This window comes from Streptomyces sp. NPDC033136 (assembly GCF_055578235.1).
On record NZ_JBVIPD010000003.1, the window covers coordinates 541,431 to 556,224 of the forward strand.

The 14,794-nt window shown below is 72.6% G+C and carries 12 protein-coding genes and 2 pseudogenes; 5 read left to right on the top strand and 9 right to left on the bottom strand.

The features are described from left to right. Nucleotides 1-76: 76 nt before the first annotated feature. Nucleotides 77-754: pseudogene (locus ACZ5TL_RS08165) on the top strand (SDR family oxidoreductase); the annotation flags it as partial. A 168-nt stretch (nt 755-922) separates the two neighbouring features. On the opposite strand, the gene ACZ5TL_RS08170 reads toward ACZ5TL_RS08165, so the two are convergent. Both ACZ5TL_RS08170 and ACZ5TL_RS08175 read right to left on the bottom strand, forming a co-directional pair. Beyond that, on the bottom strand, nt 923-2,425 hold the full coding sequence (locus tag ACZ5TL_RS08170) for an SDR family NAD(P)-dependent oxidoreductase (protein WP_468588554.1): 1,503 nt from the start codon (nt 2,423-2,425) through the stop codon (nt 923-925). A gap of 104 nt (nt 2,426-2,529) precedes the next feature. Further along, nucleotides 2,530-3,873, bottom strand: a complete 1,344-nt coding sequence (locus tag ACZ5TL_RS08175; RefSeq protein WP_468588555.1) for a wax ester/triacylglycerol synthase family O-acyltransferase — start codon at nt 3,871-3,873, stop codon at nt 2,530-2,532. Between the two features lie 200 nt (nt 3,874-4,073). Here ACZ5TL_RS08175 and ACZ5TL_RS08180 point away from each other — a divergent pair, with 200 nt between their 5' ends. Continuing rightward, the gene (locus ACZ5TL_RS08180) at nt 4,074-4,292 is read left to right on the top strand and encodes a hypothetical protein (protein WP_468588556.1); all 219 of its coding nucleotides are present in this window, start codon (nt 4,074-4,076) and stop codon (nt 4,290-4,292) included. A gap of 86 nt (nt 4,293-4,378) precedes the next feature. Here the strand turns inward: ACZ5TL_RS08180 and glgC are convergent, their stop codons facing one another. The 3 genes from glgC to ACZ5TL_RS08195 are packed head-to-tail and all read right to left on the bottom strand — an operon-like array spanning nt 4,379 to nt 7,597. Beyond that, entirely contained in the window at nt 4,379-5,599 is a 1,221-nt protein-coding gene (gene glgC / locus ACZ5TL_RS08185) for a glucose-1-phosphate adenylyltransferase (RefSeq protein WP_468588557.1), read from the bottom strand. 51 nt (nt 5,600-5,650) lie between these two features. After that, complete coding sequence (gene glgA, locus ACZ5TL_RS08190) at nt 5,651-6,802, bottom strand: glycogen synthase (RefSeq protein ID WP_468588558.1); 1,152 nt, start codon at nt 6,800-6,802, stop codon at nt 5,651-5,653. Between the two features lie 39 nt (nt 6,803-6,841). Beyond that, nucleotides 6,842-7,597 (bottom strand): (2Fe-2S)-binding protein, encoded by a 756-nt coding sequence (locus tag ACZ5TL_RS08195; protein ID WP_468588559.1) that lies wholly within the window; start codon nt 7,595-7,597, stop codon nt 6,842-6,844. A 210-nt stretch (nt 7,598-7,807) separates the two neighbouring features. Between ACZ5TL_RS08195 and ACZ5TL_RS08200 the strand changes: the two genes are divergently transcribed. Further along, nucleotides 7,808-9,232 carry a DMT family transporter gene (locus tag ACZ5TL_RS08200; RefSeq protein WP_468588560.1) on the top strand — a complete coding sequence of 475 codons (1,425 nt, stop codon included), beginning with the start codon at nt 7,808-7,810 and terminating at the stop codon, nt 9,230-9,232. Here the strand turns inward: ACZ5TL_RS08200 and ACZ5TL_RS08205 are convergent. Next, the gene (locus ACZ5TL_RS08205; protein WP_468588561.1) at nt 9,222-10,469 is read right to left on the bottom strand and encodes a transglycosylase family protein; all 1,248 of its coding nucleotides are present in this window, start codon (nt 10,467-10,469) and stop codon (nt 9,222-9,224) included. The genes ACZ5TL_RS08200 and ACZ5TL_RS08205 overlap by 11 nt on opposite strands. A 349-nt stretch (nt 10,470-10,818) precedes the next feature. Between ACZ5TL_RS08205 and gndA the strand changes: the two genes are divergently transcribed. Further along, complete coding sequence (gene gndA / locus ACZ5TL_RS08210) at nt 10,819-12,258, top strand: NADP-dependent phosphogluconate dehydrogenase (protein ID WP_468588562.1); 1,440 nt, start codon at nt 10,819-10,821, stop codon at nt 12,256-12,258. 536 nt (nt 12,259-12,794) lie between these two features. Here the strand turns inward: gndA and ACZ5TL_RS08215 are convergent. Next, entirely contained in the window at nt 12,795-13,139 is a 345-nt protein-coding gene (locus ACZ5TL_RS08215) for a GNAT family N-acetyltransferase (protein ID WP_468588563.1), read from the bottom strand. A gap of 26 nt (nt 13,140-13,165) precedes the next feature. Further along, nucleotides 13,166-13,585: an aspartate 1-decarboxylase gene (panD, locus tag ACZ5TL_RS08220; RefSeq protein ID WP_468588564.1), complete on the bottom strand. Its 420-nt coding sequence runs from the start codon at nt 13,583-13,585 to the stop codon at nt 13,166-13,168. A gap of 400 nt (nt 13,586-13,985) precedes the next feature. Here panD and ACZ5TL_RS08225 point away from each other — a divergent pair, with 400 nt between their 5' ends. After that, the gene (locus tag ACZ5TL_RS08225; RefSeq protein WP_468588565.1) at nt 13,986-14,408 is read left to right on the top strand and encodes a hypothetical protein; all 423 of its coding nucleotides are present in this window, start codon (nt 13,986-13,988) and stop codon (nt 14,406-14,408) included. A gap of 90 nt (nt 14,409-14,498) precedes the next feature. Here ACZ5TL_RS08225 and ACZ5TL_RS08230 read toward each other — a convergent pair. Next, a pseudogene (locus ACZ5TL_RS08230) lies at nt 14,499-14,660 on the bottom strand (flavoprotein); the annotation flags it as partial. Nucleotides 14,661-14,794: the final 134 nt, after the last annotated feature.

A 14,794-nucleotide genomic window follows, 5' to 3' on the forward strand; every position in this document is an offset into this window, starting at 1 on the left:
CCCCTGGCGCTCCTGACGGCACACAACTCCCGCCGTCAGCCTATTACCTGATGATCCGTCATGAGACGGTACGGCGATGGATCCGCCGCCGAACGGACTCGAGGGCAAGGCCGCCGTGGTCACAGGCGCCACACGCGGCATCGGGCGCGCCGTCGCGCACGCACTGGTTCGCGCCGGTGCCCTGGTGTGCGTCACCGCCCGGGACCCCGACGAGGTGCGGCGCACCGCCGAGGAGCTGGGCGGCATCGGCCTCGCCTCGCGGGCGACGTGGCCGACCCCGCCCGTCCCCGGCGCCTGACCGAGCTGGCCCTGCGCGACGTTCGGCCGCCTCGACATCCTGGTCGACAACGCGGCGACGAACCAGCCGTACGGGCCCCTGATGAACGCCGATCCCGCGGCCTGGCGCACGGCCTTCGCGGTGAACGCCGAGGCACCGCTGAGGTTCGCGCAGTGCGCGTGGCGGGCCTGGATTTCGGAGCACGGGGGTGCGGTGATCAACGTGTGCACGGAGGGCGCCGCTCATGTGGGCCCCGGTGTGGGGGCCTACGGCACGAGCAAGGCCGCACTCCTCCGTCTGACCCGGCAACCGGCGGGCGAACCGAGGTCCGGAGTGCGGGTGAACTCCGTCTCCCCCGGCCTGGTACGCACCGAGATGGCACGGTTCGTATGGGAGCCCGGTGAGCCCGAGGTGGCGTCCGGTCTGCCCCTCGGCCGGATCGGCGAGCCGGAGAACGTGGCGCGGGCCGTGGTATGGCCGGCGTCACAGGCGGCGGAGTGGGTGACGGGGGCGGACCTGGTGGTCGACGGCGGCACCCGGGTGAGAGCGGCGCGGGCCCCCGGCCCCTCAGGGGCGCGGGGCCGAGTAGGCGTGCGGCTCCACCGCGGGGCGCGACCGGCCCAGGTCAGCCTGCGCCCGGGGCTCCTACCACTTCCCGGGGGCGTAGTCCTTCAGGAAGACCCCGTACAGGTCCTCCCCCGCCTCGCCCCGCACGACTGGGTCGTACACGCGGGCCGCCCCGTCGACAAGGTCCAGCGGCGCGTGGAACCCGGCCTCCGCGAGCCGCAGCTTGTCGTAATGAGGCCGCTCGTCCGTGATCCACCCCGTGTCGACCGAGGTCATCAGGATCCCGTCGGTCTGGAACATCTCCTGCGCGCTGGTCCGCGTCACCATGTTCATCGCGGCCTTGGCGGCGTTCGTGTTCGGATGCCCCGCCCCCTTGTAGCCACGCCCGAAGACGCCCTCCATCGCCGAGACGTTCACGACGTACGCGCGTCCGCTCGCCGCCTTCCTCGCGGCCTCGGCCATCGCCGGCCGCAGCTTGCTGATCAGGATGAACGGCGCCGTGTAGTTGCACAGCTGGGTCTCCAGCAGCTCCACCGGGGAGATCTGCTCGATGGTCTGCACCCAGGTGTTGCTGTCGACGACGTCGGGGACCAGCCCGCCCGCGTCGATCGCCGTGCCGTCGAGGTGGCGCTCGACGCTGGCGTTGCCCGCGACCAGGGCGAGGTCGGCGACCTGCTGCGCGTCGAGGCCGCTGGTGCCGAGGGGCAGCGCGGCCAGGCCGTCGACCGCGCCGGAGTTGAACGCGCCGATGACCTGGTGGGCGGGCAGCTCACCGGCGGGCAGCGGCGCGCTCTCGCCCTCGACCAGGGCGGCGTAGGCGGACGGCAGGCGGCGGACGGTCTGGGTCGCGTTGTTGACGAGGATGTCGAGCGGGCCCGCCTCGGCGACCTGATCGGCGAGGGCCACGGCCTGCGCCGGGTCACGCAGGTCGATGCCGACGACCTCCAGCCGGTGGATCCAGTCCGCCGAGTCGTCCATGGCCTTGAAGCGGCGGATGGCGTCCTTGGGGAAGCGTGTGGTGATCGTCGTGTGCGCCCCGTCGCGCAGCAGCCTCAGCGCGATGTACATGCCGATCTTGGCGCGACCGCCGGTGAGCAGCGCGCGCTTGCCGGTGAGGTCGGCCCGGACGTCGCGCTTGGCGCGGTTCGTGCGGGCGCAGTCGGGACAGAGCTGGTGGTAGAAGTAGTCGACTTCCACGTACCGGGCCTTGCAGGTGTAGCAGGAGCGCGGGCGCTGGAGTATCCCCGCGATCCTGCCCTCCTCGGTGTTCGACGACGGCAGCAGGCCCTCGGTCTCGTCGTCGATGCGCTCGGCGGACCCGGTCGCCGTGGCCTCCGTGACCGCCTTGTCGTGGGCGGTCTTGGCGGCCCGGCGCTCCTGGCGGCGGCGCTGCTTGACGGTGCGGTAGACGCCCGCGGTGGCCCGGCGCACCGCGATGGCGTCCGGGTGATCGACCTCCAGCTTGTCGAGTTCCTCGAGCACGCCGAGGCAGACGGCCAGGCGCTCCGGGTCGATGCCGGGTCCGTACGAGAGCGCACTCGCCTCGTCCATGGCCTGCGGGCCGTCCTCTGTCACCGTCATCGCCGCTGTCGTTCCCTGCTCTGCCGTCGCGGCGCGCCGGTCGCGCCCGCTTTCGAAGGGCGAATTTTACGGAGCGTCGGGCCGCACCGCCAAACTCGCCCTGATCACGACCGGCAGGCCTTGGTCAGCGTCGCCACCTCCTGGGAGACGGCCGTGGCGAACAGGTCCAGGTCGGGGACCGCCTCGCCGTCGGCGACGAGGCCGTAGTGGACGCTCCCGCGGTAGGTCGAGACCGCCACGGCCAGGGAGTGCCCCGGGGCCAGCGGGGCGAGGGGGAAGACGGCGGTGAGCGGGTGGCCGCCGAGTTTCAGGCCGAGACTGGGCAGCGGCACGCTGGTCACGAGGATGTCGAACCAGAGCCGGGCCGCCTGGCCGACCAGGGGCCCGCCGAGCCGGTGGGCGAGGGCGGGGACGTGGTCGGCGAGCAGGGCGACGGCGCCCGCGCCCCGGTTGGGGCCGGCATCCTTGTTGCGGTCCATGGCCTCCCGGACCGAGGCGAGGCGGACCAGCGGGTCCGGGTCATCCACCGGAAGCCGTATCAGGTACCCGGACAGCCGGTTGCCCTGGGGGGAGGCGGTGCGCGGACGGCGCTTGGAGACGGGGATCAGGGCGCGGGGCCTGACGCCCTCGCTGCCGTCGCCGCGCTCGTCGAGCCAGCGGCGCAGGGCGCCGGCGACGACCGCGATGAGGACGTCGTTGACGGTGCCGCCGGCGGTCTTGCGGATCCGGTGCACATCGTCGAGGTCGAGCACCACTCCGGCGGTGCGGCGGGTGCCGCTGGGCTCGCAGGCGAGCGCGGGGGTGGAGCGCACGTCCAGGGAGGAGAGGGCGACGGATGCGCCGATGTCCAGGGCGCGGCCGACGTCGGACAGGGCTCCGCGCATCAGGCCGGGCAGGTCGCGCACGTCCGGCAGCAGGCCGCGCGGGGGCTGCGGGGGGCGGGGCCGGGGCGCGGGCATGTCCATCGGGTCCATGACGCCCGCGGCGAGGGTCAGTGCCCGCAGCCCGTCGGCGAGGGCGTGGTGGAACTTGAACAGCACCGCGAAACAGACCCCGTCCTCGCCCGGCAGCACATGGGCCTCCCAGGGTGGGCGGCCGCGCTCCAGCGGACGCCCCATCAGCCGGCCTGCCTCCGTGTGGAAGTCGGCGGTCGGCGCGTGCAGCCGCACATGGTGCAGAGGGTCGAAGTCCGGGTCCGGTTCGCGGGCCGCGCCGCCGAAGGCGTGCGGGCGGCGCAGGGCGGAGGGCAGCGGCTGCCACACGTCGCGGATCCGCATCCGCAGTCCGGGGACACCGGCGGCGCGGGCCGCGAGCAGGTCCGCCGCGTGGGCGCCCGCGGCGGGCGAGCGCGCGGAGAAGACCCCGAGCGCGCCGAGGTGCATCGGGTGGTCGGCGGACTCGAGGTTCCAGAACGCCAGGTCGAGAGGAGCGAGCAGGTCAGCAGTCAAGGGCTTGCCTCGCGTCGACGACGGGTGGGCCAGCAGTCAATCGCCCCGGCCGATTACGGTCAAGCACGATCAGGCTACGTACAGTTAACAGCGGATTAAGTCCCGCCCCGAGGAGAGGGGCGGGACTTATGGTGCATGTGCGGTCAGTCCAGCACAGGTTGCGGGGCCGGGCACCCCGTGGGAGTCACCCGGGAGGCGTCATGGACCAACGCCTCGTGCGCGGCCTTCAGCCGGTCCGTGTCCGGTTGCAGCGCCGCGCGGTCGTAGGGCGCGGGTACTCCAGGGTGAGCGGCTGGTGCGTCGAGCGGTCGCAGAGCGGTTACGAGCGGGCGGGCAGGCGGAACGCCGACTGCGGGACGGCGCTCCTCGCCGCCGCCGGGCTCGGTCCGACGGCGGCGAGGAGGCGGGAGCCGCCGTAGTGCTCGATTGCTCGAGTGGTCGAAGTCGGAGTTCTGTCAGAACGTGGTCGCCTCGAGGGTGTGGGAGTGCGGGCCGGGCCGCCGCCTCAGGTGACCATCTGACCCTTCCCGAGCGCGATGACGCCGCCCTTGGACACCGTGTACAGCTCCGCGTCCCGCTCCGGGTTGACCCCGATGGTCGCGCCCGGCGGCACCTCGACGTTCTTGTCGAGGACGGCGCCGCGCACCACCGCGCCCCGGCCGATGTGCACGTTGTCGTGCAGCACCGAGCCCTGCACCACGGCTCCCGGGTCGACCACCACGCCCGGGGACAGCACCGACCGCGTGACCTGCCCGCGGACCAGGCACCCGGCGCTGATGATGGACTCACTGGCGATGCCGCCGGCGTTGAAGCGGGCCGGCGAGAGCTGGTACGAGTGCGTGTAGATGGGCCAGCTGCGGTTGTACAGGTTGAAGGCGGGGCGCTCGGCGATCAGGTCCATGTGGGCGTCGTAGTAGGCGTCCAGCGTCCCGACGTCCCGCCAGTAGCCCTGGTCGCGGGTGGTCTCGCCGGGCACGTGGTTGGCGCTGAAGTCGTACAGCGCGGCCTCGCCCCGGTCGGTGAGCTGGGGCAGGATCGAGCCGCCCATGTCGTGCACGGAGGCCTCGTCCTCCGCGTCCCGCCGGAGCGCCTCGATGAGGGCCTTGGTGGTGAAGATGTAGTTGCCCATGGAGGCGAACACGCAGCTGGGGTCGTCGGCGAGGCCCGGCGGGTCGGCGGGCTTCTCCAGGAAGCGCTCCACCGTCTGGCCGTCCGAGCCCGGCGTGATCACTCCGAAGGCCGAGGACTCCGTGCGCGGCACCCGGATCCCGGCCACCGTCACGCCCGCACCGCTGTCGATGTGCTGGGCGAGCATCTGGCGCGGGTCCATGCGGTAGACGTGGTCGGCGCCGAAGACTGCGACGTACTCGGGGCGCTCGTCGTAGATCAGGTTCAGCGACTGCAGGATCGCGTCGGCGCTGCCCAGGTACCAGCGGGGGCCCAGGCGCTGCTGGGCGGGCACCGGCGTGACGTAGTTGCCCAGCAGGTTGGACATCCGCCAGGTCATGGTGATGTGCCGGTCCAGCGAGTGCGACTTGTACTGCGTCAGGACGCAGATGCGCAGGACGTCGGCGTTCACGAGGTTGGACAGGACGAAGTCGACCAGGCGGTACGTGCCGCCGAAGGTCACCGCCGGTTTGGCACGGTCCGCGGTCAGGGGCATCAGCCGTTTGCCCTCGCCGCCCGCCAGAACGATCCCCAGGACCGAAGGACCACCACCACGCATGGCCGCTCCCCTCACGCCGATTTCCCGATGCCTGCCCCTGAGCAGCACGCACTAAGCCTGTTTGACGATCTCCTCGTAGAGCCGGACCGTACGGCGGGCCACCGCGCCCCAGCCGAACTCGCCGACCGCGCGCTCCCGCCCGGCCTCGCCCATCCGCCGGGCGGCCTCCTGATCGCTCAGGACGGTGTCCATGGCCCGGGCGAGACCCGCCTCGAAGCCATCGCCGGGCGGGACGAGCAGGCCCGTCCCGCCGTCGTCCACGACTTCCGGGATACCGCCGACCGCCGAGGCCACCACGGGCGTGCCGCAGGCCATCGCCTCCAGGTTCACGATGCCGAGCGGCTCGTACACCGAGGGGCAGACGAACAGCGCGGCATGCGTGAGGAGCTGGATGACCTCCGTGCGCGGCAGCATCTTCGGGATCCAGAACACGCCGTCGCGGACCTCGCTCAGCTCCGCGAACAGTTCCCGGAACTCCCGATCGATCTCCGGCGTGTCGGGGGCGCCCGCGCACAGCACGACCTGCGCGGCCGGGTCGATGTCCCGCACCGCGCGCAGCAGGTGGGGCACGCCCTTCTGCCGGGTGATCCGGCCGACGAACAGCACGTACGGACGGGAGAGGTCGATGCCGATCCGGTCCAGGGCGTCCGTGCCGTGGTCGGGCCGGTACAGGCTTGTGTCGATGCCGTTGTGCACGACATGGACCTTCTCCGGGTCCAGGGCCGGGTAGCAGCCGAGGATGTCCTCGCGCATGGCTCCGGACACGGCGATCACCGCGTCGGCGGCCTCGATCGCGGTGCGCTCGGCCCAGCTCGACAGGTCGTAGCCGCCACCGAGCTGCTCGGCCTTCCAGGGGCGCAGCGGCTCCAGGGAGTGCGCGGTCATCACGTGCGGGATGCCGTACAGCAGTCTGGCGAGGTGACCGCCGAGGTTGGCGTACCAGGTGTGGGAGTGGACCAGCTCGCGGCCTTCGAGGGCGGCGGCCATGGCGAGGTCGACGGAGAAGGTGCGCAGCGCGTCGTTGGTGCCGTCGAGCGCGGACCAGGGCCGGTGGCGCAGCACGCCGTCGGCGCGGCCCTCGCCCCAGCAGTGCACGTCCAGGTCGACGAGCGGTCTGAGCTCCCGGGCGAGGAACTCCACATGGACCCCCGCGCCGCCGTACACATCCGGCGGGTACTCCCGGGTCAGCAGTCCCACTCGCACCCGCAACTCCCTGCTCTCAGCGGCCGTTCCCCTTCATGGTCACCCAGAAGGGGCGCGTGGGGAAGAGCGAGGCGGTCGTGTGAAGCAACAGTCACCGCAGACGCCCCCGCCGGGCACCCGGTAGTACAGGCAGCAGCTGCGGCGCCGGAAGGCCGTTCCGGTGAGGGTTCCGGCGCCGGCGAGCAGGGAGTGGGCGAGAAGTTCCGCGGTGAGGGAACGGGCCCGGACGGCGACGTCCCTGCGGCCGTGCCGGTGCGCCCAGCGGTCCAGCTCGCGGGCGGCGCCCGCCAGGGCGGAGGCGGCGTTGCCCCGCAGCAGGCCCGGGGCGAGGCGGTAGTGGGTGCGCAGGGCCGCCGACAGGGGTTCGAGGTGGCCGTGCAGGACGACGTCCGCGACGGCCGGCGCGTCCCCGGCCAGCGGCCTCACGCCGGCCGTCCACAGGTCGTCGGGGGCACTGCCGTCGGGGTCCCAGTGCAGGCGCCGGGCGTCGAGGTCGGGGACGCGGCCGTACAGCGCGGCGCAGGCCAGCGTGATCGACCAGAGCCGGGCCGCGAGCCCCTGGTGGGCCACGGACGCGGCGACGCGCGGCTCCGGCGCGCGCAGGGCGCTCGCCACCTTCCGCACACGAAAAATCAGGGAATGTGCGGACAGATTGGATGACGTGGCGGCATAGGCCTGTGCGAGAGTGGGAAGTGACCCGGCCGACGCTCCTGCCGTGCGCAGCACGAAGAAGGCGCCGAGCGGGCGGAGCGCGGCAAGGTCGGGGTCGAGGTCCACGAAGAGCAGTAGTACCAAGGCCCCTAAGGGACGCGACCCGGTGGCCCCCAACCGGCGTCGCCCACCCTGGGGATGACGGGGTCCCCCTCGTACTCCATCGGCAGTAGGGCCCAATGAGTGCTCAGGGACGACGACGGGAAGACCTGGACACGGCAGGGTGTTGGTCATGAAAGCCGACCAATCGCCGCGCCGGGCCGAGCGCCCCCGCCTGACGCTGAGGAGCAGCCGATGAGCGCCCTCGCGTTGTCCGTCCTGCTGTCCCTGGTGTCCGCGTTCGCCTACGCGGGCGGGGCGATCGTACAGGAGCGGGTGGCGGAGTCCTCGGGCGAGCAGTACGCCCCGCTGCGCCGGCCGGGCTGGTGGGCGGCGGTCGCGCTGAACGGTCTGGGCGGCGTGCTGCACGTGGTGGCGCTGGCCTACGGCCCGCTGAGCCTGGTGCAGCCGCTGGGCGCGCTGACCATCGTGGTGGCCCTGCCGATGGCGGCGCTGTTCGTCGGCCGCAAGGCCGGTGCCACGGCCTGGCGGGGCGCGATCATGGCGACCGTGGGCCTCGCCGGTCTGCTGTCCCTGGTCGCCGCGTCCGACGCGCAGTCGCTGAGCACGGCGGAGCGGGTCGCCGTCGCCCTCGTGACGGCGGGCGTGGTCGTGACCCTGATGATCGCCGCCCGGGCCGCCCACCGGCATCCAGCGATGCGCAGCATGCTGCTGGCGACCGCGTCGGGTATCGCGTTCGGCATGTCCTCGGTCTTCACCAAGACCGTCGCGGTCGACTGGACCGACGGCGTGTCCATGGCCGACGTGCCGTCCCTCGCGGTGATCGGCGTCCTGGCCACGACCGGCCTGCTGCTCTCGCAGGCCGCCTACCGGGGTGCCGGCCTCGCGGCCCCGCTGGCCACCCTGACGGTCGTGAACCCGGTGGTGGCGGCCGCGGTCGGCATCACGATGTTCGGCGAGACCTTCCGCTACGGCACGACCGGTACGGCGCTCGCCCTCAGCTGTGGAGTGGTGGCGGCTGGCGGCCTGATCCTGCTGACGACGGAGCGGCTCGCGCACGGGCAGCCGGAGAGCGTGCAGGCCGGACCGCGGGCCGCGGATTCCGGACCGGTTCCCATGGACGCGGGTTTCACGGACGCGGGTTTCACGGACGCGGGTTTCACGGACGCGGGTTTCGTGACGGCGCCTGTTCTTCCCGGGCGAGCGGAGGAGACAGCCGTGGGCGGACGGGGTCTGCCGGAGACGGTGGGCGCCGCGAGCGGGGCCGTGGTGAGCCTGTCCGCGGGTGCGGGTGCGAGCGGGGGTGGGGTGCCGAAGAGCGTGGGCGCCCGGATTCCGGAAGTGGGCGCCCGGATTCCGGAAGTGGGCGCCCGGATTCCGGGGCGTGTGGACGCGGCGCCCGGGAGCCGGGGCGGCCTGCCCGAGCCGGCCGAGGCCAGGGCCGGGGCGGACGCGGTGGCCGCGGGTGGGCGGTTGCTCGTCGAGGACGTGCTCGTGCCGGGGCCGACGGTGCCTCCCGCTCCGGACGCGGCGTACGAGAGCGGGGAGCCGTCGGTGCCCTCCGACGACCAACGCCCGCTCTCCTACGTGCCCTTCTACGCGATCCCGTACGTCCCGATGCCCGTGGTGGAGGGGCGCCGTACCCGTATCAGATCCTGACGCCGCCAGCCCTCAGATACGCCACCGGGTCGACGTCCGAACCGAAACCGGGCCCCGTCCGCACCTCGAAGTGCAGATGCGGGCCCGAGCTGTTGCCCGTGGAGCCGGAGCGGCCGATGCGCTGGCCCGCGCTCACCGTCTGCCCGTCCCGTACGGAGATCGCCGACAGGTGGGCGTACTGGCTGTAGCGGCCGTCGGCGTGCCGGACCACGACCTGGTAGCCGAACGAGCCGCCCCACCCCGCGCTGACGACGCTGCCCGCGGCGACCGACTTGACGGACGTGCCGGTGGGCACGGGGAAGTCGATGCCGGTGTGGTAGCCCTGCGACCAGGAGGAGCCCGCCTTGCGGTAGGGCGTCCCCAGGGAAGCGCTGACGGGGGCGACGAGGCCCTGCCGGGTGGCCGTGGACCGTGCGGCGCGTTCCTTGCTCTCGTCCTTGGCCCGGTCCGTGGACCGGTCCTTGGACCTGTCCTTGGCGCGTTCCTTCTGACGGTCCGGGGACGGCTTCTTCGGTGCCGGCCTGACCGTCTCGGCCGACTTGGGCGCGGGACGCGTCTTCGTGGCGCCCTCGGCGCGAAGCGCGAGCCGCTGGCCGGGCACGATCAGGTCGGGGTCGCCCCCTATGGTCGAGCGGTTGGCGGCGTACAGTCCCCGCCAGCCGCCCCGTACCTCCTGGTCCGACGCGATGCCGGAGAGGGTGTCGCCGGTGACCACGGTGTACATCTCGGCGCTGCCCGCCCGGGACTGCGGAGTGGACTGCGGCCGGACGTCCTCGATGGAGGTCTTCTTCGTGTCCTTCTGCTTCGTGTCCTTCTGCTTCGTGCGCTCGGTGGCCGGCCGGATGTCCGGCGCGCCTCCGTCCCGGGTCAGTCCGGCCCGTGCCGAGCACACCGGCCAGGCGCCCGGGCCCTGCCCGTCGAGCACCTTCTCCGCGACGGCGATCTGCTGGTCCTTCGAGGCCAGGTCCGCGCGGGCCGCGTAGGACCGGCCGCCGTAGGCCTCCCAGGTGGACTGGGTGAACTGCAGCCCGCCGAAGAACCCGTTGCCGCTGTTGATGCTCCAGTTGTTGCTGGACTCGCAGGCGGCGACCTTGTTCCAGGTGTCCGTGTCCGCCGCCTGGGCGGCGCCGGTGCCCAGGAACGGCAGCGCCATGCCGGCGCCGCCCGCCGTGACGGTGAGTGAGGCGCGGTTGATCCTGTTCGGCTGATACCGGCGGTGCCGGCCGCGTACGGCCATCGATTGCCCCCCTAGACATGCGTCAGGAGGGGCAAAAGTAAGCGCTGCGAACCGGCCAGAACAAGACGGCTATCGGCCGCCCGGGAGCCCAAGTGGCTGGTATGAGGCCCCTGTTGCGCGACGTGCGCCTCGGCGGTGCCCCGTGTACGCCGCACGGTGCGCGGGTGCGGCGTACGCGGGGGCGCGTACGCCGGCTGAGTCGCACGGGGTCTTCCGTGCGTATCTGCCTGCGCGGCGTCGCACGACCCGCGCGTGCGAGCGGGTGGGCGGCACGTCAGGATGGTCGGACGGACCATGCCGGCGGGTACGCCCGGCGGCACCGATACCGAGGTCTTTAGGAGCGAACCGAATGAGCAGTACAGCGCAGATCGGCGTCACGGGTCTCGCGGTCATGGGCCGCAACCTCGCCCGCAACTTCGCCCGCAACGGCTACACGGTGGCGGTGCACAACCGGACGCCCTCGCGCACCCACGCCTTGGTGGAGGAGTTCGGCGGTGAGGGGGAGTTCGTCGCGTGCGAGTCCGCGAAGGACTTCGTGGCGGCGCTGGAGCGGCCTCGGCGGCTGGTCGTGATGGTGAAGGCCGGTGAGCCGACGGACGCGGTGATCCAGGAGTTCGCGCCGTTGCTGGAGCCCGGCGACATGATCATCGACGGGGGCAACGCGCACTTCGCGGACACCCGGCGCCGGGAGCGGGAGCTGCGCGAGCAGGGCATCCACTTCGTCGGCATGGGCGTCTCCGGCGGCGAGGAGGGCGCGCTGAACGGCCCGAGCATCATGCCGGGCGGCCCGAAGGAGTCCTACGACTCGCTGGGCCCGATGCTGGAGAAGATCTCGGCCAAGGCGGCCGACGGCGCGCCGTGTGTCTCCCACGTCGGTCCGGACGGTGCCGGGCACTTCGTGAAGATGGTGCACAACGGCATCGAGTACGCGGACATGCAGCTCATCGGCGAGGCGTACCAGCTGCTGCGCGACGTCGCCGGGTACTCCCCCGCCGAGATCGCGGAGATCTTCCGCACCTGGAACCAGGGGCGTCTCGACTCGTACCTGATCGAGATCACGGCCGAGGTGCTGTCCCACGTGGACGCGGAGACGGGCAAGCCGTTCGTGGACGTCGTGGTGGACCAGGCCGAGCAGAAGGGCACCGGCCGCTGGACCGTGCAGATCGCACTGGACCTGGGTGTGCCGGTGTCCGGCATCGCGGAGGCGGTCTTCGCGCGCTCGCTGTCGGGTCACGCGGCACTGCGCGAAGCCTCGCGCGGGCTGGCCGGCCCGAAGGCGAAGCCGATGGGCGAGGCCGAGGCCAGGACGTTCGCCGACCGGGTGGAGCAGGCGCTGTACGCGTCGAAGATCGTGTCGTACACGCAGGGCTTCCACGAGATCGACGCGGCGCGCGGTGAGTACGGCTGGGACATCGACCTCGGTGCCGTGTCCGCGCTGTGGCGGGGCGGCTGCATCATCCGCGCGGCGTTCCTGGACCGGATCCGCGCGGCGTACGACACCCGTCCGGATCTGCCGAGCCTGCTGTCGGACGCGACGTTCGCGCAGGAGATCGCGGACGCCCAGGACGACTGGCGCGAGGTGCTGGTCGCCGCGACCCGCCAGGGCGTTCCGACGCCCGGTTTCGCGGCTGCCCTCGCCTACTACGACGCCCTGCGCGCGGAGCGGCTACCGGCGGCGCTGACGCAGGGGCAGCGGGACTACTTCGGCGCGCACACGTACCGGAGGGTGGACCGGGACGGGTCGTTCCACACGCTGTGGGGCGGGGACCGGTCGGAGGTCACCGCGTAGGCACCCTCCGCGCCCAGGACCGGCAAGGGGCCGGTGGACGCGCCCGGCTGGGCTGTCCACCGGCCCCTTCGTCGTGCCCTGCCTCAGGACAGCGGCGGCCCGGGCTCGGGGTTGGGTACGGGTTCCGGTCCCGGGGGGATCGGGGACGGGTCGGGACCCGGCACGGGGTCGGGACCCGGAGGTGCCGGCGGAGTCGGGCCTGGCGGCGTGGGGGCCGGCGGGGTCGGGCCCGGCGGCGGTGTGGGGGCCGGTGGAGGCGGGGTCGGCTCCGGGCCCGGCGGGGGCTGCGGGTTGGGCACCGGATCGGGGCCCGGCGGCTCCGGTTGCTGGGGGTCCGGGCCCGGTGTCGGTGCCGGCGGCACGGGGTCGGGGTACGGATTGGTCATCAGGTCCTCCAGCCAGTCGGTCGACTCCGGCTCTGGACTACTCCCCGCCTACCCGGCACCCGCCTCCACAGTCACTCCCCCGCAGGACGGCGAGGGGACCAGGTGGGGTAGCGGGATGGGGCGGCAGGGCAGGGGTGACGGAAGCGGCCCTCAGAAGCGGCCGGGACGGGCCCTCAGCCACTCCTCCGCCGCCGTCAGCAGGCCCTGTCCCGCCGGCGGCGCCTCGTCGGGGTGACGCTCGGCCCACTTGACGACATAGGGACAGAGCGGGGCGACCGCGCTCTTCTCGCGTCCGGCGATGGCGTAGAGCTCGCGGGCCAGTGAACCCGCGATGCCCTTGCCCTCGTGGGCCGGCTCGACGATCGTGTGAACGGGGACGAGGGCGCCCTCGGGGCTCTCGAGCACGAAGTACTCGATGCGGCCGACGACTTCACCACCGGCCACCGCCTCCAGTCTGCCCGCCGCCCGGTCGTCACGGATCTCCGGCTCGCTCATGGACACGCTCCTTCCGCGAACGTCGGTCAGGCGCTGACGGCCTGCGGGCTGCGCTGCTGGTCCGAGCCCGGCACCGGCTCGGACGGGTCTGCGCCCAGGGCCACTATCCGGTTGTCGTGATCCACGTGCACGACCCTGGGGGTGAGTGCCCGCGCCTCGGCGTCCGTCACCTGGGCGTAGCTGATGATGATCACCAGATCGCCGGGGTGGACGAGATGGGCGGCGGCCCCGTTGATCCCGATCACGCCGGATCCGCGCTCACCCTCGATGACGTACGTCTCCAGCCGGGCACCGTTGGTGATGTCGACGATGTGCACGAGCTCGCCGGGCAGCAGATCCGCGGCGTCGAGCAGGTCGGCGTCGATGGTCACCGATCCCACGTAGTGCAGGTCGGCCTGGGTGACGGTGGCGCGGTGGATCTTGGACTTGAACAGAGTACGCAGCACTTTGGACTCCTGGAAGACGGCTCCCTGCCAGCTTTTTGCAGGTCAAGGGCGGTCTCGACTGTACACCGGGACACGCCGGTCGAGGAAGGTGAGGAACATCGCTCCGCTCGGGCGAGACGGCTTCACGCCTGGGCTTTCGCGCCGCACCGGCGCCTGTTCAGGCAATCCCCCGGGAAAGCCCGGCGACTCGTGCTGACCGGATGCTGACTTACCTGATGAGCCATCAAAGATGCGGGAGACCACTCTGCACACGGACGATGTGCCTCCACGCACCGACCTGTCGGGCACCGGCATCGCTCTGGTTCGTGGAACACGGTCCCTTTGGTCCTCGGCTGGTCGGCGCTCGACCGCCCCGGAAGCCGGCTCGCTGCCTGCCGCCCGCCCAAGGCCCCTCGGCAGCGTGGAACTCACGAGCGAGGCGGGGCCAAGCACCGGCTCCGGCCACGCCACGGCCCGCCACCTGACCGACCGGCAGGGCCGCAAACGCTTCACCGGCCTCGAACACGCGGCCAGCATGAGCATCCAGGACGCCGTCCACACCCTCCTCGGCAACGAGTACGTCGGCACCGACCACGTCTTCCGCCTCAACGGCCCCCGCGTCGAGGCGTTCTCCGGCGTGGACGAGGATTTCTTCCGACTCCTCGCCAGGGGCGACATCGAGGAGTACCGCGCCCTCGTCCACGCGAGCCGCCACGTCCGCCCCAGCCTCACCTTCGACAAGGACTGGGGCGGTCCGGTCTCCGTCCACGCCGACGGCTCTGCCTTCGCCCTGCGACTGTTGCCGGGACAGGGCAAGGAGCCTCGCCCGGGCTCGGGCCGGTGACCCGCCCCCGAGGACAAGTTCTGTCCGGACGACCTCTGGACGGACAGAACCGGCTGACGTCCAGGAGCGCTGGCCTCGCCCCCCCCCCGATCACCGTCCGAAGAGATCTGCGCTCCTGCCCTCCAAGAGCTCCAGTGCCTCCTCCCACTGAAAACACTCCGCTCCCCCGCCGGTCTTCGGCTGGTGCGGTTCATACGACCCCACGAGCACGCCCATCTCCCGCAACTGGTCCAGGCTCCTGCCGTCCTGGGGGGGGGGGGGGGGGGGAGAGGGGGGGGTGGGGGGGGGGGGGGGGGGGGGGGGGGAACGGGGGGGGGGGGCCGGGGGGGGGGGTGGGGGGTTTCAGGCGGAGGGTGAAGAGGGAGGAGAACCCAAGAGGGGAAACC

Bases quoted from the DNA above. Each gene is read 5' to 3' on its own strand.
- ACZ5TL_RS08215 (WP_468588563.1), bottom strand. From the start codon at position 13,139: ATGAGCGAGCCGGAGATCCGTGACGACCGGGCGGCGGGCAGACTGGAG.
- ACZ5TL_RS08180 (WP_468588556.1), top strand. From the start codon at position 4,074: ATGGACCAACGCCTCGTGCGCGGCCTTCAGCCGGTCCGTGTCCGGTTG.
- ACZ5TL_RS08205 (WP_468588561.1), bottom strand. From the start codon at position 10,469: ATGGCCGTACGCGGCCGGCACCGCCGGTATCAGCCGAACAGGATCAAC.
- ACZ5TL_RS08170 (WP_468588554.1), bottom strand. From the start codon at position 2,425: ATGACGGTGACAGAGGACGGCCCGCAGGCCATGGACGAGGCGAGTGCG.
- glgC (WP_468588557.1), bottom strand. From the start codon at position 5,599: ATGCGTGGTGGTGGTCCTTCGGTCCTGGGGATCGTTCTGGCGGGCGGC.
- gndA (WP_468588562.1), top strand. From the start codon at position 10,819: ATGAGCAGTACAGCGCAGATCGGCGTCACGGGTCTCGCGGTCATGGGC.
- ACZ5TL_RS08200 (WP_468588560.1), top strand. From the start codon at position 7,808: ATGAGCGCCCTCGCGTTGTCCGTCCTGCTGTCCCTGGTGTCCGCGTTC.